This window comes from Burkholderia sp. AU45274 (genome assembly GCF_030482505.1).
GTDB lineage: Bacteria > Pseudomonadota > Gammaproteobacteria > Burkholderiales > Burkholderiaceae > Burkholderia.
On the sequence record NZ_JAUJQE010000020.1, the window covers coordinates 47,435 to 72,755 of the forward strand.

General features: G+C 68.3%; 23 protein-coding genes. 7 read left to right on the forward strand and 16 right to left on the reverse strand.

Annotated features, from left to right (window positions below):
* Window positions 1-322 precede the first annotated feature (322 nt).
* Genes QZM35_RS36390 through QZM35_RS36400 form a run of 3 tightly spaced genes read left to right on the forward strand, consistent with a single transcriptional unit; the run spans window position 323 to window position 4,207 of the window.
* Window positions 323-1,288 carry an SDR family oxidoreductase gene (locus tag QZM35_RS36390; RefSeq protein ID WP_089431358.1) on the forward strand — a complete coding sequence of 322 codons (966 nt, stop codon included), beginning with the start codon at window positions 323-325 and terminating at the stop codon, window positions 1,286-1,288.
* Window positions 1,289-1,294: 6 nt separating this feature from the next.
* A complete protein-coding gene (locus QZM35_RS36395) occupies window positions 1,295-2,311 on the forward strand; it encodes a glycosyltransferase family 4 protein (protein WP_089424676.1) in 1,017 nt (338 codons plus the stop codon).
* 12 nt (window positions 2,312-2,323) lie between these two features.
* Window positions 2,324-4,207 carry a nucleoside-diphosphate sugar epimerase/dehydratase gene (locus QZM35_RS36400; protein ID WP_089424677.1) on the forward strand — a complete coding sequence of 628 codons (1,884 nt, stop codon included), beginning with the start codon at window positions 2,324-2,326 and terminating at the stop codon, window positions 4,205-4,207.
* An 82-nt stretch (window positions 4,208-4,289) separates the two neighbouring features.
* Here the strand turns inward: QZM35_RS36400 and QZM35_RS36405 are convergent, their stop codons facing one another.
* From QZM35_RS36405 to QZM35_RS36425, 5 genes are read right to left on the reverse strand one after another with little or no spacing between them, the layout of a single operon-like run.
* The gene (locus tag QZM35_RS36405) at window positions 4,290-5,396 is read right to left on the reverse strand and encodes a glycosyltransferase (RefSeq protein WP_089424678.1); all 1,107 of its coding nucleotides are present in this window, start codon (window positions 5,394-5,396) and stop codon (window positions 4,290-4,292) included.
* A gap of 27 nt (window positions 5,397-5,423) precedes the next feature.
* Entirely contained in the window at window positions 5,424-6,446 is a 1,023-nt protein-coding gene (gene galE / locus QZM35_RS36410; RefSeq protein ID WP_089424679.1) for a UDP-glucose 4-epimerase GalE, read from the reverse strand.
* Between the two features lie 15 nt (window positions 6,447-6,461).
* On the reverse strand, window positions 6,462-7,598 hold the full coding sequence (locus QZM35_RS36415) for a glycosyltransferase family 4 protein (RefSeq protein WP_301777700.1): 1,137 nt from the start codon (window positions 7,596-7,598) through the stop codon (window positions 6,462-6,464).
* Between the two features lie 51 nt (window positions 7,599-7,649).
* Window positions 7,650-8,474, reverse strand: a complete 825-nt coding sequence (locus tag QZM35_RS36420; protein WP_089430707.1) for a glycosyltransferase — start codon at window positions 8,472-8,474, stop codon at window positions 7,650-7,652.
* Window positions 8,471-9,727, reverse strand: coding sequence for a lipopolysaccharide biosynthesis protein (locus QZM35_RS36425; protein WP_089424682.1), 1,257 nt, complete (start codon window positions 9,725-9,727; stop codon window positions 8,471-8,473). The genes QZM35_RS36420 and QZM35_RS36425 overlap by 4 nt, the downstream gene beginning before the upstream one ends.
* Before the next feature lie 262 nt (window positions 9,728-9,989).
* Between QZM35_RS36425 and QZM35_RS36430 the strand changes: the two genes are divergently transcribed.
* The 4 genes from QZM35_RS36430 to waaA all read left to right on the forward strand — a co-directional run bounded on the left by QZM35_RS36430 (window position 9,990) and on the right by waaA (window position 15,153).
* Window positions 9,990-11,384, forward strand: coding sequence for a phosphomannomutase/phosphoglucomutase (locus QZM35_RS36430; protein ID WP_089424683.1), 1,395 nt, complete (start codon window positions 9,990-9,992; stop codon window positions 11,382-11,384).
* Between the two features lie 413 nt (window positions 11,385-11,797).
* On the forward strand, window positions 11,798-12,841 hold the full coding sequence (gene waaC / locus QZM35_RS36435) for a lipopolysaccharide heptosyltransferase I (protein WP_347880147.1): 1,044 nt from the start codon (window positions 11,798-11,800) through the stop codon (window positions 12,839-12,841).
* A gap of 34 nt (window positions 12,842-12,875) precedes the next feature.
* Window positions 12,876-13,760, forward strand: coding sequence for a Kdo hydroxylase family protein (locus QZM35_RS36440; RefSeq protein WP_089424685.1), 885 nt, complete (start codon window positions 12,876-12,878; stop codon window positions 13,758-13,760).
* A gap of 37 nt (window positions 13,761-13,797) precedes the next feature.
* Complete coding sequence (waaA, locus tag QZM35_RS36445) at window positions 13,798-15,153, forward strand: lipid IV(A) 3-deoxy-D-manno-octulosonic acid transferase (RefSeq protein ID WP_301777701.1); 1,356 nt, start codon at window positions 13,798-13,800, stop codon at window positions 15,151-15,153.
* A gap of 66 nt (window positions 15,154-15,219) precedes the next feature.
* On the opposite strand, the gene ureG is transcribed toward waaA, so the two are convergent.
* The 11 genes from ureG to urtB form a co-directional block, all read right to left on the reverse strand.
* Complete coding sequence (gene ureG, locus QZM35_RS36450; protein ID WP_046196649.1) at window positions 15,220-15,867, reverse strand: urease accessory protein UreG; 648 nt, start codon at window positions 15,865-15,867, stop codon at window positions 15,220-15,222.
* A gap of 17 nt (window positions 15,868-15,884) precedes the next feature.
* Window positions 15,885-16,565, reverse strand: a complete 681-nt coding sequence (locus QZM35_RS36455) for an urease accessory protein UreF (protein ID WP_089424687.1) — start codon at window positions 16,563-16,565, stop codon at window positions 15,885-15,887.
* On the reverse strand, window positions 16,552-17,199 hold the full coding sequence (gene ureE / locus QZM35_RS36460; RefSeq protein ID WP_301777702.1) for an urease accessory protein UreE: 648 nt from the start codon (window positions 17,197-17,199) through the stop codon (window positions 16,552-16,554). The genes QZM35_RS36455 and ureE overlap by 14 nt, the downstream gene beginning before the upstream one ends.
* Window positions 17,200-17,221: 22 nt before the next feature.
* Window positions 17,222-18,928 carry an urease subunit alpha gene (gene ureC, locus QZM35_RS36465; protein WP_089424689.1) on the reverse strand — a complete coding sequence of 569 codons (1,707 nt, stop codon included), beginning with the start codon at window positions 18,926-18,928 and terminating at the stop codon, window positions 17,222-17,224.
* 29 nt (window positions 18,929-18,957) lie between these two features.
* Window positions 18,958-19,263, reverse strand: coding sequence for an urease subunit beta (locus tag QZM35_RS36470; RefSeq protein WP_046545089.1), 306 nt, complete (start codon window positions 19,261-19,263; stop codon window positions 18,958-18,960).
* Between the two features lie 8 nt (window positions 19,264-19,271).
* Window positions 19,272-19,574: an urease subunit gamma gene (gene ureA / locus QZM35_RS36475; protein ID WP_006406310.1), complete on the reverse strand. Its 303-nt coding sequence runs from the start codon at window positions 19,572-19,574 to the stop codon at window positions 19,272-19,274.
* A 236-nt stretch (window positions 19,575-19,810) separates the two neighbouring features.
* The gene (locus QZM35_RS36480) at window positions 19,811-20,686 is read right to left on the reverse strand and encodes an urease accessory protein UreD (RefSeq protein WP_301777703.1); all 876 of its coding nucleotides are present in this window, start codon (window positions 20,684-20,686) and stop codon (window positions 19,811-19,813) included.
* Window positions 20,687-20,894: 208 nt separating this feature from the next.
* Window positions 20,895-21,587 carry an urea ABC transporter ATP-binding subunit UrtE gene (urtE, locus tag QZM35_RS36485; RefSeq protein WP_047851116.1) on the reverse strand — a complete coding sequence of 231 codons (693 nt, stop codon included), beginning with the start codon at window positions 21,585-21,587 and terminating at the stop codon, window positions 20,895-20,897.
* Between the two features lie 4 nt (window positions 21,588-21,591).
* Window positions 21,592-22,449 carry an urea ABC transporter ATP-binding protein UrtD gene (urtD, locus tag QZM35_RS36490; RefSeq protein WP_301777704.1) on the reverse strand — a complete coding sequence of 286 codons (858 nt, stop codon included), beginning with the start codon at window positions 22,447-22,449 and terminating at the stop codon, window positions 21,592-21,594.
* Window positions 22,446-23,633, reverse strand: a complete 1,188-nt coding sequence (gene urtC / locus QZM35_RS36495) for an urea ABC transporter permease subunit UrtC (RefSeq protein ID WP_089430713.1) — start codon at window positions 23,631-23,633, stop codon at window positions 22,446-22,448. Before urtC ends, urtD begins: the two co-directional genes overlap by 4 nt.
* 1 nt (window position 23,634) lies before the next feature.
* Entirely contained in the window at window positions 23,635-25,254 is a 1,620-nt protein-coding gene (gene urtB / locus QZM35_RS36500; RefSeq protein ID WP_089424693.1) for an urea ABC transporter permease subunit UrtB, read from the reverse strand.
* Between the last annotated feature and the right edge of the window lie 67 nt (window positions 25,255-25,321).

Consider the following 25,321-nt stretch of genomic DNA (forward strand, 5'->3'; position numbering starts at 1 on the left):
AGGAAGGCCCGTCCGCTTTGCGCGCTACCGCGCGAGACGGGCGGCCCCGGTTTGGTTGTGGCGCGGCGGCAAGGTTACAATGGCCGCGCAGGCACGATATGCCCCCGGATGCCAGCCGGGCGGCGCCGATCGATGACGGCGCCAGCGATCGGCCTTCTCCCTGTCTTCGAGATCCTGACGTGTTCGTTTTCGTCCCCCTTGCAGTTCCCCCGTGCCGGTCGTGCGCGGATAGTCGTGCGCATTGGCAGGCGTTGCCTGCGTGCGCCATCCGAGGTTGCACACCGCTTCGCCGAGCCGTCAGCCCGCAAGGCCGGAGATGGCGATGACTCATCTCGTCATCACCGGCGCGAATGGTTTCGTCGGCCGGGCAGTCTGCCGCCGCGCGCTGGCAGCCGGGCATACGGTGACCGCACTGGTACGGCGCCCCGGTGGCTGCATCGACGGCGTGCACGAGTGGGTGCACGCCACCGCCGATTTCGACGGCCTGGACGAAGGCTGGCCGGAAGGTCTGGCCGCCGATTGCGTGATCCATCTCGCCGCCCGCGTGCACGTGATGCGCGACGAGTCGCCCGACCCCGATGCCGCGTTCGACGCCACTAACGTCGCTGGTACCTTGCGTCTCGCGCAGGCGGCACGCAATCACGGCGTACGCCGCGTCGTGTTCGCGAGCAGCATCAAGGCGGTCGGCGAGGGCGACGGTGGTGTGCCATTGTCGGAAGCGACCGAACCCGATCCGCAGGATGCTTACGGCCGTTCGAAACTGCGCGCGGAGCGGCAACTCGCGCAGTTCGGTGCGTCGGCAGGGCTCGACGTTGTCGTCGTGCGACCGCCGCTCGTCTACGGGCCGACCGTCCGTGCCAATTTCCTGAGGATGCTGGACGCGGTCGCGCGCGGGATGCCGTTGCCGCTCGGAGCCGTGTCGGCGCGGCGCAGCATCGTATTCGTCGAAAACCTTGCCGACGCGCTGCTGCACTGCGCCATCGATCCGCGCGCGGCCGGCGAATGCTTCCATGTTGCCGACGACGACGCGCCGTCGGTCGCGGACCTGTTGCGCCTCGTCGGCGATGCGCTCGGCAAGCCGGCACGCCTGCTTGCGGTGCCGCCGGCCCTGCTGCGCGTGGCTGGCAAGCTGACCGGCCGCAGTGCGGCCGTCGATCGCCTGACGGGCAGCCTGCAGCTCGACACGGGCCGGATCAGGCGCGTGCTCGACTGGCAGCCGCCCTATACGACCCGCCAGGGCCTCGAAGCGACCGCCGCATGGTATCGTTCGCGCGATACACGAAAATAAGGCCACATGCTTCTCGCGAACCCCACCTGGCTCACCGCAGCTGCGGTGGCCCTGGCCGCCGCACTCGCTTCGACGACGATTCTTCGTACGTTGCTTGCCACCGGCCTGGCCTGGCGCCTCGCAACCGATATTCCGAACGACCGTTCGCTCCATACGCTGCCGACCCCACGCGTCGGCGGATGGGGCATCGTGCCGGTGTGCGTTGTCGCATTGCTGGCGCTCACGCCGCGACTGTGGCTGATTGCCGCCGCCGCCGCAGGGCTGGCCGCCATGTCGCAGATCGACGACCGGCGCGGGCTGCCGGCCCGCGTGCGGTTCTCGGCGCACCTTGCGGCAGTCGTCGCGCTGATCGTCGTGTTTCCGGCCGACGCGCCTTGGTGGCTGCTCGCCGGCGTGGGTTTCGCGATGGTCTGGCTGACGAACCTGTACAACTTCATGGATGGCGCCGACGGCCTTGCGGGCGGCATGGCGCTGTTCGGCTTCGGCGGATACGCGGTCGCGGCGCTCGATGGCGTCCATGCGTCGCCCGATCTTGTCGTGGCTGGCGCGGCGGTTGCCGGTGCGGCGTTGGGTTTCCTGCTGCTCAACTTTCATCCGGCACGGCTGTTTCTCGGCGATGCCGGCTCGATTCCGCTCGGATTCCTGGCTGGCGCGCTGGGCTACTGGGGCTGGCGTACCAACGCCTGGCCGATCTGGTTTCCCGCGATGGTGTTCGCTCCCTTTATCGTTGACGCATCTGTAACACTTTTGAGACGTCTGTTACGCGGAGAAAAGTTCTGGCAAGCGCACCGTGAGCACTATTATCAAAGGATGGTTCGATCGGGCGTCAGTCACGGTCGGACCGCTCTATATTGGTACCTCATCATGCTCGCGGGCATAATTCTCGCCGTGTGGGCAAAGGGCCGCCCCGAACTGCAGCAGTGGCTGTCGTTCTTCGCTTGGTACGGCGTCCTGGCATGCTTCGGATGGTTGATCGACATGCGTTGGCGCCGGTTCCAGGCAGCCGCCGAAAACAACTCTTGAGGTTTCCTGCCGATGTTGCGATCCAAAGCATCGTGGCTGTCGCTGAGTGCTTTCCTGTTCGACCTGACGGCGGTCATCGCCGCATGGTTGTTCGCTTATCTCGTTCGTTTCAATGGCAGCGTTCCGCATGATTTCCTGAGCGGTGCGCTGATGGCGCTCACGTGGGTGCTGCCCGTCTACGCGCTGATGTTTCGCGGGTTCGGCCTGTATCGCGGGCTTTGGGTGTTCGCGAGCCTGCCCGACCTGATGCGCATCGCGAAGGCGGTGGTCGGCGGCGGTGTGATCGTGATGATCGGCGCCGTGATGTTCCAGCCGCAGCCGATCATTCCGCGCTCGGTGCTGCTCGTGTCGCCCCTGATGCTGTTCCTCGCGATGGGCGGCGCACGCGCGCTGTATCGCGCGACGAAGGAGTATTACCTGTACGGCGGGCTCGTCGGGAAGGGCAAGCCGGTGCTGGTGCTCGGTGCCGGTACGGCCGGCGCGAGCCTCGCGCGCGAACTGTCGCGTTCCGGCGAATGGCGCCTCGTCGGCCTGCTCGACGACGACGTCGTAAAACAGGGCCGCGAAATCTACGGCCACAAGGTGCTGGGCTCGTTCAACGACCTCAAGCACTGGACCGACGCAATGAAGGTCGAATACGCAATCATCGCGATTCCATCGGCGTCCGTCGAGACGCAGCGTCGCGTCGCGACGCTGTGCGTGCGGGCCGGCGTGAAGGCGATGGTGCTGCCGTCGCTGACCGCGCTGATGCCAGGGCAGGGCTTCCTGTCGCAGGTGCGAAACATCGATCTCGAGGATCTGCTCGGCCGCGATGCCGTGACGATCGACACGCCGCACGTCGAGGCGCTGCTGCGCGGCCGCGTCGTGATGGTGACGGGCGCGGGCGGGTCGATCGGCTCCGAGCTCTGCCGGCAGATCCTGCGCTTCGCGCCCGCGCAACTCGTCGCGTTCGACCTGTCCGAGTATGCGATGTACCGGCTGACCGAGGAGTTGCACGAGCGCTTCCCGGATCTCCCGGTCGTGCCGATCATCGGCGACGCGAAGGATTCGCTGCTGCTCGACCAGGTGATGTCGCGTCATGCGCCGCACATCGTGTTCCACGCGGCCGCCTACAAGCACGTGCCGCTGATGGAGGAGCACAACGCCTGGCAGGCGCTGCGCAACAATGTGCTCGGCACCTATCGCGTGGCCCGCGCGGCGATCCGCCACGATGTGCGTCACTTCGTGCTGATCTCGACCGACAAGGCCGTCAATCCGACCAACGTGATGGGCGCGAGCAAGCGCTTGGCCGAAATGGCCTGCCAGGCGTTGCAGCAGACGAGCGGGCGTACGCAGTTCGAGACGGTGCGCTTCGGTAACGTGCTCGGCAGCGCGGGCAGCGTGATCCCGAAGTTCCAGCAGCAGATCGCGAAGGGCGGCCCGGTCACGGTCACGCACCCGGAGATCACGCGCTTCTTCATGACGATCCCGGAAGCATCGCAGCTGGTGCTGCAGGCGTCCAGCATGGGGCATGGCGGCGAGATCTTCATTCTCGACATGGGCGAGCCGGTGAAGATCGTGGATCTCGCATGCGACCTGATCCGCCTGTACGGTTTCTCGGAAGAGCAGATTCGGATCGAGTTCACCGGGCTGCGGCCCGGCGAGAAGCTCTACGAGGAGTTGCTGGCGGACGACGAGGCGACGACGCGCACGCCGCATCCGAAGCTGCGGATCGCGCGGGCGCGGGAAGTGCCGGACAATTTCCTCGACGAGCTGCTGCCGTGGCTGATGCAGCATCGTGTCCTGCCCGATGACGAAGTGCGGCGCGACCTGCGGCGCTGGGTGCCGGAATACCAGACGGCCGTAGCTCCCGTGTTGCAGAGTGTCCCGTCGGTGCGTGCGGCATCGAACGGGTGATACCGTCCCGGGTGGTGAACAGTGCCGCAAGACGAAAAAAGCGCCCCGCGGGGCGCTTTTTTCATGCCGGGCCGAGAACGGCTCAGCGACTGGGCCGGTGCTTGCGCACCACCATCCACCTCGGCGCGCGGAACCGCACGATGCTGAGGTACAACCACACGTAAGTCAGCGCGAACAGCACGACGAACACGAACAGGTGCACCGTGTGCCGCCAGAACAGCGTCGCGGGTATCACCGCGACGAGGCAAAGCAGCCACAGGTACGGCGACGTCAGCGAATTGCGGCGCGTCAGGTCGTGCGCGTGCTTCGTGCCGACGGCCCAGCGCATCAGCCGCTTGTACACGAGCATGTGCAGGTGCACGCCGTCCGGAATCCCGGGCGACATCCCGCGGATGAACTTCTTCCGGTAGATCGAAAAGCAGGTCTCGAAGATCGGGTACATGAACAGCAGCACCGGGTACCACGCGGACACCTCGCGGTTGCGCATCACGAGCATGATCGCGAGTTCGGCGAGCATAAAGCCGATGAAATACGCGCCGCCGTCGCCGAGGAAGATCAGCCCGGCCGGGAAATTCCACAGGAAGAAGCCGAGCACGGCGCCCATCATGATGATCGAAGCGGACATCACGACCGGATCGTTCACATGGAACGCGACATACGCGAGCGATGCGAACATCATGAAGCTGACCATCGACGCGAGCCCGTTGAAGCCGTCGATGATGTTGATCGCGTTCGCGAGCGCCGCGACCGCCAGCACCGTGATGAACGCCGAAATGACCACGTAGCCGAGCAGGAAGTCGAGCGGCGGCACGCTGATGCGCTTGACCGCGATGCCCAGCAGCCAGAACGCCAGCGCGGCCGCACCCATCGTGCAGAGCAGCCGCGCGCGCGGCGACACGCGCTTGGTCAGATCCTCGACGAGGCCTGACAGGAACGCCGGCATTCCGCAGGCAACGATCCCGAGAATGCTGCCGGCGATCGTCGGATAGCGCCGGGACAGGATCAGCGCGGCAATGACGACGCCCGCGAGGATCCCGATGCCCCCGACCCGCGGCACGGGCCGCACGTGGAATTTCTGCACGCCGGCCAGGTCGCTGTCGATCGAGAATTTCTCGTGAAGGTGCGCATAGCGCACGATGAACAGCGTGACGAGCAGGGAGACGATGAAGCCGGACGCGAAGCTGAGCATGGGATCGCTCGAAAAATGGACAGCGGATTATACAAAACCGCGCGGGTTGCCCTCCTGCCATCGCCAGTGGTCGGCACACATTTCTTCGATGCCGAGCGTTGCGCGCCAGCCGATGATGTCGGCCGCGGCCTGCGGGTTCGCGTAGCACTCGGCGATGTCTCCCGGGCGGCGCGCGACGAGCTCGTACGGCACCGGGCGGCCCGATGCCTTCTCGAACGCACGCACGACTTCCAGCACGCTGTAGCCCTGGCCCGTGCCGAGGTTCACGACGAAGCTCGCGTCGCGCTTCGCCAGTGCGTCGAGCGCGGCGATGTGCCCCTTCGCGAGATCGACGACGTGGATGTAGTCGCGCACGCCGGTGCCGTCCGGCGTCGGGTAGTCGGAGCCGAACACGCGCAGCTTTTCCAGCTTGCCGACCGCAACCTGTGCGACGTACGGCATCAGGTTGTTCGGGATGCCGGCCGGATCCTCGCCGATCAGCCCGCTCGCGTGCGCGCCGACCGGGTTGAAGTAGCGCAGCGTCGCGATCCGCCACGTCGGGTCCGAGACTTCGAGATCGCGCAGGATCTGCTCGGCGATCAGCTTCGACTGGCCATACGGGTTCGTCGCGGACAGCGGGAACGATTCGTCGATCGGCGAGCGCTCGGGCACGCCGTATACGGTCGCGGACGAGCTGAACACGAACTGCCTGACGTTGCGCTCGCGCATCACCTTGAGCACGGCGAGCAGGCCGCCGATGTTGTTCTGGTAGTACTCGAGCGGCTTCGCGACCGATTCACCGACGGCCTTGAGCGCCGCGAAATGGATCGTGCCGGTGATCGGGTGTGCATCGAATACCTTGGCGAGCGCGGCTTCGTCGCACACGTCGACCTGATGGAACGCGGGCGTCTTGCCCGTGATCCGCTCGATGCGGCGCACGGATTCGGCCTTGCTGTTGACGAGGTTGTCGACGATCACGACGTCGTAGCCGTTGTCGAGCAGCTCGACGGCCGTGTGCGAGCCGATGTAGCCCGCGCCGCCGGTGACGAGGATGGTGCCTTTAGCGGTCATTGCAGATGCGCTCCTTCAGAGTGTGAATCCGGTCAACGAATGGATGGTCTCCCGATAGCGCTCGACGACCTGTTGCTCGTCGAACTCCGCCGCGACCTTTTGCCGGCCGCGTGCGCCCATCGCTGCCCGGCCTTCCGGTCCGAGCGCGATCATGCGATTCAGTTGCTCCGCGAGGCTCGCGCTGTCGCGCACGCGGCACAGGAAGCCCGTGTCGCCGTCGGCGACGACGTCGCGGCAGCCCGGCACGTCGGTCGCGACGATCGGGCGGCCCATCGCGGACGCTTCCATCAGCGTGCGCGGCACGCCTTCGCGGTACGACGGCAGCACGACGCAGTCGGCCGCCGCGATATGCGGGCGCACGTCGTGCGCTTCGCCGAGATACTCGATCACGCCTTCGCCGACCCACGCATCGACGTCCGCGCGGCCGATCGCGCTTGGATTGTCGACGCCGAGCGGCCCGAGCAGCTGGAAGCGCGCATTCGGGAAGCGCGCGCGCACGATGCGCGCGGCCTCCACGTATTCGCGCACGCCCTTGTCCCACAGCAGCCGGCCGATCAGGATGAAGACGGGCGCGTCGCCGGTGGGCAGCGGCACGGGCGCGAACTGTTCGAGATCGACGCCTTCGCCGTGCAGCAGCCGCGCGCGATCGGGATGCGCAAGCAACTGTTCGTCGGTGAAGGTCGCGAGATCGTCGCGGTTCAGGAACCACACTTCACGCGGGAAGCGGAACGCGAACCGGTACAGGCGCTTCGCGACGCTTGCCGCTCGGCTCTTCTGGATGAAAACGTAGCCGAGCCCGGTCGTCACCGCGATCGACGGCACGCGCGCGAGCCACGCGGCGACCGAGCCGTAGATGTTCGGCTTGATCGTGTAATGGAACACGAGATCGGGCTTCAGCGCGCGGTAGTGACGCACCAGCGCGGCGAGCGTGCCGAGATCCTCGCGCGGGCTCGTGCCTTTCGAGGCAACCGCGAGCGCCACGTAGCGGCAGCCCATCTGCTCGAGCAAGGGCACCGTGCGGTCGTGCGGCGCAATGACGATGACCTCGGCGCCGCGCGCGACGAGCGCACGGATCAGCCCGTGGCGATACGTGTAGATCGCCCAGGCCGTGTTGCAGACGAGCGCGATGCGCAGCGGGGAGGTGACGGACATGAAAAAAAGAATAAATAAAGCGTCGAAATTGCCGAAAGGGCCGGATGCGCGTCAGGCGGACGGCCGCGCGGCGAACAGCGTCTGCTTGATCCGCTGCAACGTGCGATACGGCGTCACGAAATGCAGCAGGTTCTTGGCGAGGCCGGCCCAGTCGTACGGGTTCAGCGCGTTGAAGTGGCTCAGCAGCAGCGTGAGCGTCGACACCAGCTGGCGCCGGCGCTTGGTCGCACTGATCCCGCCCTCGTTCAATTCGTAATAGAGGCCGAGTTCCGGCAGGTTCGCGCAATCGTAGCGTTGCATTAACCGTAAAAAAAGATCGAGATCCTCGGCCGCACGGTATTTCGCCCGATAGTTCCCCACTTCCCGCACGGCGTCGATGCGCAGCATCACCGACGGATGCACGAGCGGCGAGCGCAGGAAGCGCGTGCGGCGCAGCGTGCGCGGATCCGCGGGCGGGGTCAGCATGAAGCGCGGCTCGCCGGCGCGGGACACGACTTGCGTCCACATGCCGACGCAGGCCACGCGCGGGTGGGCGCCGAGATACGCGCGCTCCTTCGCGAGGCGCTGCGGCGCGGCGAGATCGCCCGCGTCGATGCGCGCGGCATAGCGGAAGCCGCGCGCGGCGAGCGCGTCGATGCCGGCCGCGAGCGCACGCTCGATGCCGCCGTTCTGCGGCATGCGCAGCACGTCGATCATGAGGCCGGGCAGGTCGGGCGCGACGATCGGCGGCGTGCTGCCGTCATCGACGATCAGCACGTGCACGGGCGTGTCCTCGCGAAACGATGCGAGGGTCCGAACGACGTCGTCGTGCCCGTTGTAGGCCGGCATCAGCACGGCCACGTCGTCGAGCGGGGTCGGGCAATCAGGGGACGTCATGGTCGCAGCTTGAAACGGATGTAATAAAAATTGACGGCGGCGGCGGCCAGGTAGCCGGCCGCCAGCCCGACGAGCGCGCCGTACAGGCCGAGCCGCGGGATCGCGAACAGGTTGACGAGCGCCGCGATCGCGAGCGCGAGCAGCCATTTCGACAGCAACACGAATTTTGCTTGATATTTGAGAACGATAAGATTGCCTATCGCCTCGATGCCGGCGGGCACCGACAGCCAGACCGCCCAGCGGAAGATGTCGACCGAGGCTTCGTAGCCGTGGCCGAACACCTTGCCGACGATCAGCGGGGCGGCGGCGTCGAGCACGAGCGCGCCGGCCGTCATCAGGCCGGCCGTCATCGCGATCAGCCGGACGATGTTGCGGCGCAGCCGCGCGATGTCCTGCACGCGGTAGACGAAGGCGGGCGCGATCGTCTGCGCGAGCATCAGCGCGAGCGTGATCCAGTTCTCGTTGAGCTGCTGCGCGGCCGAGTAGCGGCCGAGATCGGCGAACGAGACGTGACGCTCGAGCATCAGGCGGTCGAGCTTCAGGAACAGGTACATGCAGATGAGGCCGAGCCAGAACACGGTGCCGGCCGTTGCAAAGTGCCTGAACAGCGGTTTGTCGAACGTCCAGCCGAGCGCGCCGCCGTTACGATGCCGGTAGTACAGCAGCAGCGCGAAGCCGATGGCGGCCGCTTCGAGCGCCCACAGCCACGCGAAGCGGGCGGGGCCCGCGGCCGCGCGGACCAGCAGCCAGACGAGCAGCGCCTTCACCAGCGCGGTGACCATGCTGGTGACGAGCTGCGGCTTGCTGTAGGTCATGCTCTGCAGCCACGCGTTGATGACGCCGACGAGCGGCTCGCGGAACACCATCGTGACCGCGAGGCCCGCGAGCATCGCGCCGACCAGCGGATCGAAGGCGCCCGCTGCGATCGCGATCCAGGTCGCGACGAGCGCGGCGACGGAGACGGCGATGCGCAGCGCGAATGCGCTGCCGAGCACCGCGCCGAGCTGGGCGGGCGGGCGCTGGACGATGGTCGGGACGAGGATTTCCGCGCCGCACACCCAGGTGAGCGGCGCCAGTACGAGGAGGAGCGTATTCGCATACTGCCATTTGCCGAACACATCTGGCCCGAAATAACGGGCCAGCAGGCCGCTGATCGCGATCGCGACGCCGATCTGCGTGAGCCGCTCGAGCCCCAGCCAGACGAGATTCGCGACGGCCTTCGCGACGTCCGGGTTGCCGAAGCGCTTCAGCATGCGCGGCAGCGGCGTGCGCGCGAGGCGGCCGGCAGGGCGCCCGGGGGCTGCAGGTTGGCGGCGACGGGACGGCTAGGCATTAAAATGGGCGGTATGCGCGTCATCAAAACCCGCGATTATAAGTGGGATCGGGGTCGCTCCCGCCGTTCCGCGCCAGCGGTTTCACGCCGTGCCGGGCCGCATGTATCATGCGCGGCACCGGCGAGCGGCGGCCAGGCAAGCCAGACATTTTTCCATGCACGCAACTGAGAGAAGAGAATCGATGATCTCCCAATCCATCTTCAAGGCATATGACATTCGTGGCGTGGTCGGCAAGACGCTCGACAACGACACCGCGCGCGGGATCGGCCGGGCATTCGGCAGCGAAGTGCGTGCGCAGGGCGGCGATGCGGTCGTCGTCGCGCGCGACGGCCGCCTGTCCGGGCCGGACCTCGTCGGCGCGCTGGCCGACGGCCTGCGTGCGGCGGGCGTCGACGTCGTCGACGTCGGCATGGTGCCCACGCCGGTCGGCTATTTCGCGGCGAACGTCCCGCTCGCGCTGAAGGGCGGCGAGCGCCGCGTCGATTCGTGCATCGTCGTCACGGGCAGCCACAACCCGCCCGACTACAACGGCTTCAAGATGGTGCTGCGCGGCGCCGCGATCTACGGCGAGCAGATCCAGGCGCTGTATCAGCGCATCGTCGACGAGCGTTTCGAGACGGGCAACGGCTCGTACGAACAGTTCGACGTGGCCGATCAATACATCGCGCGCATCGTCGGCGACATCAAGCCGGCCCGCCCGATGAAGCTCGTCGTCGACGCCGGCAACGGCGTGGCCGGCCCGCTGGCGACGCGCCTGTTCAAGGCGCTCGGCTGCGAGCTCGTCGAGCGCTTCACCGACATCGACGGCACGTTCCCGAACCACCACCCGGATCCCGCCCATCCGGAAAACCTGCAGGACGTGATCCAGGCGCTGAAGGACACCGACGCCGAGATCGGCTTCGCGTTCGACGGCGACGGCGACCGCCTCGGCGTCGTCACGAAGGACGGCCAGATCATCTATCCGGACCGCCAGCTGATGCTGTTCGCGGAAGAAGTGCTGTCGCGCAACCCGGGCGCGCAGATCATCTACGACGTGAAGTGCACGCGCCACCTCGCGCAATGGGTGAAGTCGAAGGGCGGCGAGCCGCTGATGTGGAAGACGGGCCACTCGCTCGTGAAGGCGAAGCTGCGCGAGACGGGTGCGCCCCTCGCCGGTGAAATGAGCGGCCACGTGTTCTTCAAGGATCGCTGGTACGGCTTCGACGACGGTCTCTACACGGGCGCGCGCCTGCTCGAGATCCTCGCGAAGACGGCCGATCCGAGCGCGCTGCTGAACGGGCTGCCGGACGCGATGAGCACGCCCGAACTGCAGCTGTGGCTCGACGAAGGCGAGAACTTCCGCCTGATCGACAAGCTGCAGAAAGAGGCGAAGTTCGATGGCGCCGAGGAAGTCGTGACGATCGACGGCCTGCGTGTCGAGTACCCGGACGGCTTCGGCCTCGCGCGTTCGTCGAACACGACGCCGGTCGTCGTGATGCGTTTCGAGTCGGAGACGCAGGAAGGGCTCAAGCGCATCCAGGAGGACTTCCGTCGCGTGCTGACGGCCGCGAAGCCGGACGTCAAGCTGCCGTTCTGAGCGTCGGCGGCCTCGGGCCGCCACCGGCGCGACGGTGAGTCCGATCGTCGCGCCATCCCCGAAAAGCGGCGCACGCCAAGGGCGTGCGGCCGCTTTTTGTCTCTAGGGCCTGTTCCCGCTAATAACGGGCTTGCGCTGGCCGCCAGAAGGGCCGAGCGCAAGGACTGCGACGAAGCGAATACTCGACGTATTCGCGAGGAGCATGACGCAGCGCTCGGCCCTTCTGGCGGCCAGCCCCACAAAGGAATTTTCAATCACGGGAACGTGCCTTGCCGGCCGCATTGCGGCGTCGCGCGTCGCTTGTTTGGCACGAGCCAAACGGCGCTCCTTGCTTCTTGCACTGCAGCCGGCAAGGCACGTTCGCAAGCCCGTTATTAGCGGGAACAGGCCCTAGGCCCCCCGGGCGAGATAAAATCCCCCCTTTCTGCTTGTCGCCGGCTGCCTGCCGGCGTTTTTTCAGCGTGCAAAAGATCCTGATCGTGCGCGTGTCGTCGCTGGGCGACGTCGTGCACAACATGCCGGTGATCGCCGATATCCGGCGCCGCCACCCCGATGCGCAGATCGACTGGCTCGTCGAGGAAAGCTTCGTCGACCTGGTCAAGCTCGTCGACGGCGTGCGCAACGTGCTGCCGTTCTCGCTGCGCCGCTGGCGCAAGAAGCCGTTCTCGGGCGCCACGTGGCGCGAGATCCGCGCGTTCCGCCAGCGCCTCGCGGCCGAGCAGTACGACCTCGTGATCGACTGCCAGGGCCTCATCAAGACGGCCTGGGTCGCCAGCTGGGCGCGCGGCCCGCTCGTCGGGCTCGGCAACCGCACCGACGGCGCCGGCTACGAGTGGCCCGTGCGCTTCTTCTATCGCAAGCGCGTGCCGATCGCGCCGCGCACGCACGTCGTCGAGCGCTCGCGGCAACTCGTCGCGGCCGCGCTGGGCGACCCGGCGCCGACGCCGGCCGATCCGGTCGAGTTCGGCCTCGATACGCGCGCGGCGGCGCTCGCGGTGGCCGGGCTCGGGCTGAACCTGCCGGTGCCGTACGTGGTATTCGTTCATGCGACGTCGCGTGCCGACAAGCAGTGGCCGGACGCCGCGTGGATCGAGCTCGGCCAGGCGCTCGTGCGGCGCGGCGCGTCGCTCGTGCTGCCGTGGGGCAACGACGCGGAGCGCGCGACCAGCGAGCGCCTGGCGCAGGCGTTCGGCGCGGCGGCGATCGTGCCGCCGAAGCTGTCGCTGCCGGCCGTGGTCGGCCTGATCGACGGCGCGGATGCGATCGTCGGGGTTGATACAGGTCTGGTTCACATCGCGGCCGCGCTGAAGCGTCCGACGGTCGAACTGTACAATTTCGCGACGGCCTGGCGGACCGGCGGCTACTGGTCGCCGAACGTCGTCAATCTCGGCACGGCGGGGCAGCCCCCGTCGATCGCGCAGGTGAAGTCGGCGCTCGCGGGCTTCGGTCTCCTGTAACGCAGTCACACGCGCGAACCCACGCGAACCGAACATGAGCGAATCCCAGATCATCGAAGTCCCGTCCGCCGACTGGAGCGGACACAACCTGTCGGCGCCGCGCGAGCAGCTGCTGGCCGCCGTCGAGGAAGGCAAGGTGCTGTATTTTCCGCACCTGCGCTTCGCGATCGAAGGCGGCGAGGAAGCGCTGCTCGATCCGGCGCTCGCCGACCCGAAACGCAAGAACATCAGCCTCGCGCCGAACGGCGGCGCGCTCGCCGGCGTGCTCGGCGACAGCGTCACGCAGTCGGCGGTGCGCGCGCTCGTCGCGCGCTTCCAGCAGCAGGCCGGCACGCTCGTCGACGGCCTCTTTCCCGAATACCGCGGCAAGCTGCGCGTCGCGCCGACGAGCCTGCGGCTGCTGCAGGTCGAGACGCGCCAGACGTCGTGGCGCAAGGACGACAGCCGGCTGCACGTCGACGCGTTCCCGTCGCGGCCCAATTACGGCGAGCGCATCCTGCGCGTGTTCACGAACGTGAACCCGGCCGGCGTGCCGCGCGTGTGGCGCGTCGGCGAGCCGTTCGAGGACGTCGCGAAGCGCTTCCTGCCGCACATCAAGCCGCAGTTGCCGGGCGCCGCGTGGCTGCTGAACCTGCTGCACGTGACGAAGTCGCCGCGCAGCGCGTACGACCACCTGATGCTGAACCTGCACGACAGCATGAAGGCCGATCTCGACTACCAGAAGACGAGCCCGCAGGAGACGATGCCGTTTCCGCCGGGCTGCGTGTGGATATGTTTCTCCGATCAGACTTCGCACGCTGTGATGTCCGGCCAGTTCATGCTCGAACAGACCTTCTTCCTGCCGGTCGACGCGATGGTGCGCCGCGAATGCGCGCCGCTCGGCATCCTCGAACGCCTGACGGGCAGGGCGCTGGTTTGAGCGCGCATTTTCGTCGAAGCAAGACAAGGGACGCGGCATGCTGAGGGTGATCTATCGCGCGCTGTGGTGGCTCGTCGCCCCGATCGCCGTCATCCGGCTATACGTGCGCTCGCGCAAGGAGCGCGGCTATCGCGAACACATCGGCGAACGCTTCGGCCACGTGGCCGGCCGCTCGCGCGACGACCGTGCGCCGCTGATCTGGGTGCACGCGGTATCGGTCGGCGAGACGCGCGCGGCGCAGCCGCTGATCGACGCGCTGATGCACGCGCGCCCCGATGCGCGCATCCTGCTCACGCACATGACGCCGAGCGGCCGCGCGACCGGCGAACAGATCTTCGGCGATCGCGTGCTGCGCTGCTACCTGCCGTACGACATGCCCGGCGCGGTGCGACGTTTCCTGCACGCGTGGCGGCCGACGCTCGGCCTCGTGATGGAAACCGAGGTGTGGCCGACGCTGATCGACGAGTGCCGCCGTGCGGACGTGCCGCTGGTGCTGACCAATGCGCGCATGTCCGCGCGTTCGTTCCGGCGGGCATCGAAGTTCGGCGCGGCGACGCACGACGTGTTCGGCGGCTTCTCGCGCGTGCTCGCGCAGAGCCCGGCCGATGCGGAGCGGCTGACGTCGCTCGGCGCGCGCAACGTGACCGTGCTCGGCAACCTGAAGTTCGACATGACGACGCCCCCGGAGCTCGCGGCGCGCGGCCATGCGTGGCGCGAGGCGATCGGCACGCGGCCCGTGTGGGTGGCCGCGAGCACGCGCGAGAACGAGGAAGCGCTGGTGCTCGACGCATTCGCGGCGATGCGCACGCCCGGCGCGCTGCTGGTGCTCGTGCCGCGTCATCCGCAGCGTTTCGCCGAGGTCGAGGCGCTCGTCGAGCGCAGCGGCCTCAAGTGCGTGCGACGCTCGGTGTGGGCGGCCGACAAGGCCGCGCTCGCGTCCGGCCGGCCGGCGGCCGAGCCGCTGCCGGACGACGTGACGGTGCTGCTCGGCGATTCGATGGGCGAGCTCGGCGCGTATTACGCGGCGGCCGACATCGCGTTCATCGGCGGCAGCCTGCTGCCGCTCGGCGGCCAGAACCTGATCGAGGCATGCGCGGTCGGCGTGCCGGTGCTGATCGGCAAGCACGTGTTCAACTTCACGCAGGCGACCGCCGACGCGGTCGCGGCTGGTGCGGCGCTGCAGGTCGAGGATCCGCTCGATCTCGCGCACGTGCTCGATGCGCTGTTCGCCGACAAGGCGCGGCGCATCGCGATGGGCGCGGCGGGCGCGGCGTTCGCATCGCGGCACCGCGGCGCGACCGCGCGCACGGTCGACGTGCTCGCGGCACTGTTGCCGCCCGCCGAACGCGGCGGGCGCGCGCTGCAGGACACGCAGGACCCTTCCGACGACTAGGCGAAGGCGGCGCAATGCCGCCATGAGCAGGCGTGGCGGCACCGGATGATGATGCCGCCGCGTCGCTCAGACCGTCAGCAAACCCTTCTTCTCGATGAACGCGATCACGTCCGCGACGCCTTCGAGCGCCTTCAGGTTCGTCATCACGTAAGGCCGCTCGCCGCGCATCTTCTTCGTGTCGGACGCCATCACGTCGAGGTTCGCGCCGACCAGCGGCGCGAGATCCGTCTTGTTGATCACGAGCAGGTCGGACTTCGTGATGCCGGGGCCGCCCTTGCGCGGAATCTTCTCGCCGCCCGCGACGTCGATCACGTAGATCGTCAGGTCCGACAGCTCGGGGCTGAAGGTCGCCGCGAGATTGTCGCCGCCCGATTCGATGAACACGATGTCGGCGTCGGGAAAGCGCGATAGCATCCGGTCGACGGCCTCGAGGTTGATCGACGCATCCTCGCGGATCGCCGTGTGCGGGCAGCCGCCCGTCTCGACGCCCATGATGCGCTCCTCGGGCAGCGCGCCCGCGACCGTCAGCAGCCGCTGGTCTTCCTTCGTATAGATGTCATTGGTGATCGCGACGAGGTCGTATTTGTCGCGCATCGCCTTGCACAGCATTTCGAGCAGCGTGGTCTTGCCGGAGCCGACGGGGCCGCCGATGCCGACGCGCAGCGGCGGCAGTTTCTTCGTGCGGCGGGCGGAGGAGGGAGCAGGTGCGTTCATGGCGGGTAGCGTCGGGTTCAGGAGCGGAACAACCGCGAATACTGGGTTTCGTGCCGCGCGGACAGGATGCCGAGCTGCGGCGCGAACGTGTTGACGGCGTCGGGCGGCGTCGCGAGCGCGCGGCGCACGGCCGCGTCGATCGCGCCGCGCAGCGCGACGATGATGCGTTGCCCGGCGAGCTGGCCGAGCGGCACGGCCTTCAGCGCGGCGGACGTCTGGTTCTCGACCCAGCCGAATGCGTACGCGGCGAGTACCGCGTCGGCACTCGCGTCGTGAGCGGCGGCCGCGTACGCGAACGCGGTGGGCAGCGCGATCGGCGCAATCGCCGCGAGCGTCGCGCGGCGCGCGCCATCGCCCCATTCGAGCGACGCGCAGAGCTGCGCGAGCGACCAGCCCATCTGTTCGGTTTCACGGCGCAGTTCCGCCGATTCGCGGCTCGCGATGAACCACGCATTCTCGGCCGCGAGCGCCGGCGCGTCGTGTGCGTGCCAGCGCGCGAGTTGATGTGCGAGGAACGGCAGCTCGCCGTGCGCGAGCACGTCTGTCAGGCCGCTCGCGATCCAGTCGCGCGCGCTTTCGGCGTCGTGAATCAGGTTCGCGTCGAGCGCCGCTTCGAGCCCCTGCGAATAGCTGAACGCGCCGATCGGCAACGCCGGCGATGCAAGGTGCAGCAGCGCGACGAGTTCAGTGGTGGTCATGGCCGTGGCCGTGCGCGCAACCGGGACCATGCTGATGGTCGTGGTCGTGGTCGTGGTCGTGGTCGTGGTCGTGGTCGTAGTCGTGGTCGTGGTCGTGCGAATGGGAATGCGAGTGGCCGTGATGCTCGCCGAACACCTGCTGCGCGAGCGCGTAGTCCTCGGCGAAGGTCGCGTCGTGCCCGTGCTTGTGGCCGCCGCCGTACGCGCCGGCTTCCGGCTGGAAGGGCGCAAGGGTCTCCTCGACCTGCGTGCCGAGCCGGCGCAGCATGTCCGCGAGCACCGGGTCGGCTTCGAGCTTCAGGTAGCCGTCGCCGATCTCGACCGGCGTGTGACGGTTGCCGAGGTGGTACGCGGCGCGCATCAGCGTGAGCGGGTCGGCCGCGCGCACGCGCAGCACGGTCTCGGGCGCCGCGGCGACGCGCACGAGCGCGCCGTCGTCGGCGACGAGCACGTCGCCGTCGCGCAGGATCGTGCCGCGCGGCAGCAGGACCGCGACGTCCTCGCCGGTGTCGAGCGTCGCCGCGAGGCGGCTCTTGCAGCGGGCGTCATAGGCGAGCGTGAGCGTCGGCGCGCGCGCGACGAGCGACGCGGCGAGTTTCACGTTCGGGGCAATGCGTTTGTCGAGGGTGCGCATGAATCGAAAGCCGGCAATCAGGTCAGAACAGGAAATAGCGCTGCGCCATCGGCAGCACCGTGGCCGGCTCGCAGGTGAGCAACTGGCCGTCGGCGATCACGTCGTAGGTTTCGGGGTCGACGCTGATCGACGGGCGCCACGCGTTGTGGATCATGTCGGCCTTCGTCACGTTGCGGCAGTTGCGCACCGGCACGATCTGCTTCGCGAGCCCGTAGCGTTCCGCGATGCCCGCGTCGGCGGCCATCTGCGACACGAAGGTCAGCGACGTGCGCGCGAGCGCACCGCCGCGGGTGGCGAACATCTCGCGATAGTGGACCGGCTGCGGCGTGGGAATCGACGCGTTCGGGTCGCCCATCTGCGCCATCGCGATCATCCCGCCCTTCAGGATCATCGTCGGCTTGATCCCGAAGAACGCCGGCTCCCACAGCACGAGGTCGGCCCACTTGCCGGGCTCGATCGAGCCGACTTCATGCGCGATGCCGTGCGTGAGCGCCGGGTTGATCGTGTACTTCGCGACGTAGCGCTTCGCGCGGAAGTTGTCATTGCGCGTGCCGTCTTCCGGCAGCGCGCCGCGCTGCACCTTCATCTTGTGCGCGGTCTGCCAGGTGCGGATGATCACTTCGCCGACGCGGCCCATCGCCTGCGAATCGGACGACAGCATCGACAGCGCGCCGAGATCGTGCAGGATGTCCTCGGCCGCGATCGTCTCGCGGCGGATCCGCGATTCGGCGAACGCGAGATCCTCGGCGATCGACGGATCGAGGTGGTGGCACACCATCAGCATGTCGAGATGCTCGTCGAGCGTGTTGATCGTGTACGGGCGCGTCGGGTTGGTCGACGACGGCAGCACGTTCGACTCGCCGCACACCTTCAGGATGTCGGGCGCATGACCGCCGCCCGCGCCTTCGGTGTGGTACGTGTGGATCGTGCGGCCCTTGAACGCGGCGACCGTCGATTCGACGAAGCCGCCTTCGTTCAGCGTGTCGGTGTGGATCGCGACCTGCGTGTCGGTGTCGTCGGCGACGGACAGGCAGTTGTCGATCGCGGCGGGCGTCGTGCCCCAGTCCTCGTGCAGCTTCAGCCCGATCGCGCCGGCGGCGATCTGCTCGACGAGCGGCTGTGGCAGGCTCGCATTGCCCTTGCCGAGAAAGCCGAGGTTGATCGGCCAGCCGTCGGCGGCCTGCAGCATCCGCTCCATGTGCCACGGGCCCGGCGTGCAGGTCGTCGCGTTGGTGCCGGTGGCCGGCCCGGTGCCGCCGCCGAGCATCGTCGTGACGCCCGACGCGAGCGCCTCGTCGATCTGCTGCGGGCTGATGAAGTGGATGTGCGTGTCGATGCCGCCGGCCGTCACGATCAGCCCTTCGCCGGCGATCACCTCGGTCGCGGCGCCGATCGCGATCGTCACGCCCGGCTGGATGTCCGGGTTGCCGGCCTTGCCGATCGCGGCGATGCGGCCGTGCTTGATCGCGATGTCGGCCTTCACGATGCCCCAGTGATCGAGGATCACCGCGTTGGTGATGATCGTGTCGGGCACGTCGGCGGCCACGCGCTGCGACTGGCCCATCCCGTCGCGGATCACTTTCCCGCCGCCGAATTTCACTTCCTCGCCGTAGGTCGTGAAGTCGCGTTCGATCTCGATCAGCAGTTCGGTATCGGCGAGCCGGACGCGGTCGCCCGTCGTCGGCCCGAACATTTCCGCGTACGCGCGGCGGCTCAAGCGTAGTGTCATGGTGCTGTTCCTGAAGAGCGGGGCGCGGCTTACAGCGGCCCCATCACCTTGCCCTGAAAACCGTAGACGGCACGATCGCCCGCGAGCGCGACCAGCTCGACGGTGCGCGTCTGGCCCGGCTCGAAGCGCACCGCGGTGCCGGCCGCGATGTTCAGGCGAAAGCCGCGCGCGGCCGCGCGGTCGAACGACAGTGCGTCGTTGACTTCGAAGAAGTGGTAGTGCGAGCCGACCTGCACCGGGCGGTCGCCGGTGTTCGCGACGACGAGCGTCAGCGTCGCGCGGCCCGCGTTCAGTTCGTGTTCGCCGTCGTCGGTGAGGATTTCGCCGGGGATCATGCGGGGCCTCACGGAATCGGGTGATGGACGGTCACGAGTTTCGTGCCGTCGGGGAAGGTCGCCTCGACCTGGATGTCGGGAATCATCTCCGGCACGCCGTCCATCACGTCGTCGCGCGTGAGCAGCGTCGTGCCGTAGTGCATCACCTCGGCGACCGTCTTGCCGTCGCGCGCGGCTTCCATCAGCGCGGCGGTGATGAAGGCGACCGCCTCCGGATAGTTGAGCTTCAGGCCGCGTGCGCGACGGCGCTCGGCCAGCAGCGCCGCCGTGAAGATCAGCAGCTTGTCCTTCTCGCGGGGAGTCAGTTTCATGAAGGCAAACGTTCAGGAAAACGTAATTGTTATCGGTGCGTGCGCAACGGGGCGAACGCGCGGTTCATCGTAGCACCGCGCTGTTTTGCGTGCGTCGTGTATCGGTTATGTAAGGAGCAAGGCGCGTGCCATGTGCATGGAACGCAGTGCGATGCGCGCTTGTGGTGCGCGATGCATGGGCAACGTGCAGCATCCGCCGCGACGCTGCGCCGAAACGGTGCGTGGTATGACCGCGCTCAGGTTTGCCAGAGACGCAGCGGCCGTGCGTCGACACCGTGCACGATCGGCCGCAGGTGCAGCCAGCAGTCGGTGAAGTGGCGTTGCAGCGCTTCCATCGACATCGACAGCGCGCGGATCAGCACGACACCCGGCGTCACGCAAGTCGCGCCCGCACGCAGCGTGGCATCGAACGGCGTCCGCGCGGCGAGCGATTCGGCGAGCGCGGCGTCGCACGCGGCGCCGGCGGCCCACAGCGTGCCGTACGCGGGAAAGCCGGCGAGACCCTGCAGCGCGCCGCGCAGCGGGTCGTGCGCATCGAGCAGCGCGCGCTCGGTCCACAGCGGCCGGCCGTCGGCATCGACGAGCGCCGAAGTCGACGCGATGCGGCCCGCCGACCAGGTTTCGCCGGCCGCCTGCCGTCCGAGCTGCGTCGCGTCCCAGCCGATCGCGCTGGCGCCCGCGCCGAGCTTGACCGTGAAAGCGAGCGACGCATGCGCCGCGTCGAAGAACAGGTTGTTCTGCGGCAGCCAGTCGAGCTTCGCGTGTTCGCCCACCGTGATGCCGATGCGCTGCGTCGCGTCCAGCCCGTTCGACTTGTACCACTTGGTCGCGCCGGGCGTGGTCAGCACCGCGTGCGTGCCGTCGCCGAGCGCGATGTCGATGTCGAGCCGGTCGCCGCCCGCGACGCCGCCCGGCGGGTGGACGATCACCGCGTGGCAGATCGCATCGCCTTCCGGATACAGCGGCCGCTGCACGCGCAGCGGGCCGTCGTGCAGCCGGTGCGCGAGCGTCGTGCGCGCGCCGTGCCGCTCGAAGCCGAGTTCGAGGCGGCCGCGCCACGACTTGGCGACGGCGGGGCGGGACAGCGGGGCGTGGGAGTCGGGGGCGGACATCGGCGGGAAGCAGGGGACGGGCGCGGAGAACGAGGATGCTACCGCAACAATATACGCTTCGGTACCCGCGCTGCAGCGCGGGGTAACGCGCGATCTCGCGCCGAGCCGCTTCGCCGGCGTGCGCCTGACATGCGCCGTTCGACGAGATGCCGAAGCGATGGCCGGAATCGACGGCCGGAAGCGATGCCGCTCCGAGCCGCCTTTCCCGCTACACCGCGATCAGCTCGCGCACGCCGTTCGCTTCCATCTCGTGCGCGTCGCCGCCCGCGACGATCTCGCCGCGGCTCATCACCCAGTAGCGGTCGGCGATCGATTGGGCGAAATCGTAATACTGTTCGACGAGCAGCACGGTCATCTTCGATTCGTCGACGAGCTGGCGCAGCGTGCGGCCGATGTCCTGGATGATCGACGGCTGGATGCCTTCGGTCGGCTCGTCGAGGATCAGCAGCTGCGGCTCGCTCATCAGCGCGCGGCCGATCGCGAGCTGCTGCTGCTGGCCGCCCGACAGGTCGCCGCCGCGTCGCGCGCGCATGTCCTTCAGCACCGGGAACAGGTCGTAGATGCGGTCGGGCACCTTGGACGGCGCCTTGCGGCTCGCGGCGCCGACGAGCAGGTTCTCCTCGACGGTCAGCCGCGGAAAGATGTCGCGGCCCTGCGGCACGTAGGCGAGCCCGGCCGCGACGCGCGCATACGGCGGCATCGCGCCGAGCGCCGTGCCGCGCCACGACACGCTGCCGCTCTTCGCGGCGACGACGCCCATCAGGCAGCGCAGCAGCGTGCTCTTGCCGACGCCGTTGCGGCCGAGCAGCACGGTGAGCTTGCCGTCGTCGGCGGCGAGGCTCACGTTGCGCAGGATATGGCTGCCGCCGTAGTACTGGTTCAGTGCATCGATCTTCAGCATCGCATCATCGTCCAAGGTAAGACTCGATCACCGCATCGTCGCGCTTGACCTGGTCGAGCGTGCCTTGCGCGAGCACCGCGCCTTCGGCCATCACCGTCACGCGGCCCGTGTCGCCCGCGAGCGCCGCGACGAATTCCATGTCGTGCTCGACGACCATCATCGAGCAGGTGCCGCGCAGCGTGTTCAGCAGCTCGGCGAGCTCCATCGTCTCGTGATCGGTCATCCCGGCCGCCGGCTCGTCGAGCAGCAGCAGCGCGGGGCGCTGCATCAGCAGCATGCCGATCTCGAGCCGCTGCTTCTGCCCGTGCGACAGCTCGCCGGCCGCGCGAAAGGCCTGGCTTTCGAGGCCGATCAGCGCGAGCGTCTCCTCGATCTTCGCCTGCGCGGGGCGATCGAGCGTTGCGCGCAGCGACGCGAGCCAGCCCTTGTCGGTCTGCATCGCGAGCTCGAGGTTCTCCCACACCGGATGCTGTTCGAACACGGTCGGCTTCTGGAACTTGCGGCCGATGCCCGCGCGCGCGATTTCGGGCTCGTTCATCCGCGCGAGGTCGATCGTCTGGCCGAGAAACACCTTGCCCGCATGGGGGCGCGTCTTGCCGGTGATCACGTCCATCATCGTCGTCTTGCCCGCGCCGTTCGGGCCGATCACGCAGCGCAGCTCGCCTGCATCGATCGCGAGCGACAGCTTCTTCAGCGCGCGGAAGCCGTCGAAGCTCACCTCGATATCCTCGAGGTAGAGGATCGTGCCGTGCGACGTGTCGATGCCGGGCGGCACCACGCGCCCCATCGACGCGGTGCCGCTGACGGCCCGCCCTTCGTCCTCGGGCGGCGGCGTGAATTGGTAGAGGGCCGTTCCGTTCATGCGCGTTTCCCCTTCGCGAGCACGGTTTCGACGAGGCCCATGATCCCGCGCGGCAGCAGCAGCGGCACCAGCACGAAGATCAGGCCGAGGAAGAACAGCCAGTATTCGGCGAAGTATGCGGTGAACAGGCTCTTCGCGCCGTTCACCGCGAATGCGCCGACGATCGGCCCGATCAGCGTGCCGCGCCCGCCCACCGCGACCCAGATCGCCATCTCGATCGAGTTGCCGGGCGACATCTCGCCGGGGTTGATGATGCCGACCTGCGGCACGTACAGCGCGCCCGCGATCCCGCACAGCACGGCCGACACCGTCCACACGAACAGCTTGTACGCGAGCGGGCTGTAGCCGAGGAACATCAGCCGCGTCTCGCCGTCGCGCACCGCGGTGACGACACGCCCGAGCTTGCTGGTGACGATCGCGCGCGCGGCGATGAACGCGAGCACGAGCGTCGCGAACGTCAGCAGCAACAGCACCGTGCGCGTGCCGGGCGACGTGATCGCGAAGCCCGCGATGCGCTTGAAGTCGGTGAAGCCGTTGTTGCCGCCGAAGCCGGTCTCGTTGCGATAGAACAGCAGCATCGCGGCGAACGTCATGGCCTGCGTGATGATCGACAGGTACACGCCCTTCACGCGCGAGCGGAACGTAAAGAAGCCGAATACCCACGCGAGCACGGCCGGCACGAGCACGACGAGCGCGAGCGCCCACGCGAGATGCTGCGTGCCGCTCCAGTACCACGGCAACTGGTGCCAGTCGAGGAACACCATGAAGTCGGGCAGGTCGCTACCGTACTTGCCGTCGCGGCCGATCTCGCGCATCAGGTACATGCCGATCGCATAGCCGCCGAGCGCGAAGAACAGCCCGTGGCCGAGGCTCAGGATCCCGCAGTAGCCCCACACGAGATCGAGTGCGAGCGCGGCGATCGCGTAGCACATCAGCTTGCCGGTGAGCGTCATCGCGTACGCGGACAGATGGAACGCGCTCGACTCGGGCGCGACGAGCGCGGCGAGCGGCACGCCGATGCCGATCGCGACGCACAGCGCGATCAGCGCGAGCCACGCGCGCCGCGACAGCAGTGCGGGGCGGGGCGGCAGGCCGAGCGCGAAGCGCTCTTCCGCGCGTGCGGCGGCGGCGGGCGTCGGCGCATCGGCGGCCGGGTTGGACAACGAGTGAGTGAATGAAGTCACGTCAAGCCTCCGCACTGCGGCCCTTCGGGGCGAACATGCCCTGCGGACGTTTCTGGATGAACAGCACGATCATCACGAGTACCGCGATCTTCGCGAGCACGGCGCCCCAGAACGGCTCGATCGCCTTGCTCGCGAGGCCGAGCCCGAAGCCGCCGAGCACGGTGCCGGCGATCTGCCCGACGCCGCCGAGCACGACCGCCATGAACGAATCGATGATGTAGTTCTGGCCGAGGTCGGGGCCCACGTTGCCGATCTGCGACAGCGCGCAGCCGCCGAGGCCCGCGATGCCCGCGCCGAACGCGAACGCATACGCGTCGACGCGCGCGGTCTTCACGCCGACGCACGCGGCCATCCGGCGGTTCTGCGTGACCGCGCGCACGAACAGGCCGAGCCGCGTCTTCGTCAGCACGGCCCACGCGACGAATACGACGGCGAGCGCGAAGGCGAGGATCGCGAGCCGGTTGTACGGCAGGATCAGGTTCTGCATCACGGTCACGCCGCCGCTCATCCACGACGGGTTCACGACCTGCACGTTCTGCGCGCCGAACAGCATCCGCGTTGCCTGGATCAGGATCAGGCTCACGCCGAAGGTGGCGAGCAGCGTCTCGAGCGGGCGGCCGTACAGGTGTCGCAGCACGAGCCGTTCGAGCACGATGCCGACGAGCGCGGCCGTCACGAACGACACCGGCACCGCGACGAGCGGATACCAGTCGAACGCGCCGGGCGCGTAGCGCTGGATCAGCGTCTGCACGACATAGGTTGCGTATGCACCGATCATCAGGAATTCGCCGTGCGCCATGTTGATCACGCCGATCAGCCCGTACGTGATCGCGAGGCCGAGCGCGGCGAGCAGCAGCACGCTGCCGAGCGACAGCCCGGCGAACAGCGTGCCGACGATCTCGCCGCGGCGCTGCAACCCGTGCAGCGTGTCGAGACCTTGCTGCGCGGCGTCGCGTACGCGCGCGTCGGGCTCCGCGTAGGTGCCGTCGGCGTTCTTCGCGACGAGCGGGCGCAACTGCTCGATCATGTCGAGGTCCTGGCGCGCGGCCACCACCTGCACGGCTTCGAGGCGCTTCGCCGGATCGGCATCGTGCAGCGCGGCGATCGCCCATAGTGCGTCGAGGCGGCGCTTCAGCGCGGGATCGGTTTCCTTCGCACGGGCGCGGTCGATCATCGGCTTGAGCGCCGGGTCGGGCGATTTCAGCAACGCATCGATCGCGTCGCGGCGTGCGGCGACGTCGGGCGACGCGAGCGCGAGCCCCGACAGCGCGCCCGTGATCTTCGTGCGCAGCAGGTTGTTCAGCATCACGGGCTGCGCGTCGCCGGCCGGCGTCGCGGCCTGCGTGAGCGCGTCGTGTGCGGTGTCGCCGGTCTGGATCAGCAGGCGGCCGTCGCCGGTGGCGAGCGCGTCGCCGGTCGACAGCGCGTTGAGCAGTGCGACGGCGCGCGGATCGGCGTCGGCGGCGAGCCGTTCGATCGCGGCCGTCTTCGCGTCGAAGTCGTCGCCGGCGAGCGCGGCGGTATCGGTGGCCGTCAGCGCGAACGCGGCGTGCGGCAACCCGCCCGCGAGGGCAGCGCACGCGACGATCGCGACGGCGGCTCGGCGAAAGCGTGTAGGCATCGGGAAATCCTGTCGGGCGTGGGGAAGCGGATGCGGGCGGCGATGCGCGGGCGCGTGCGGTTCGTCA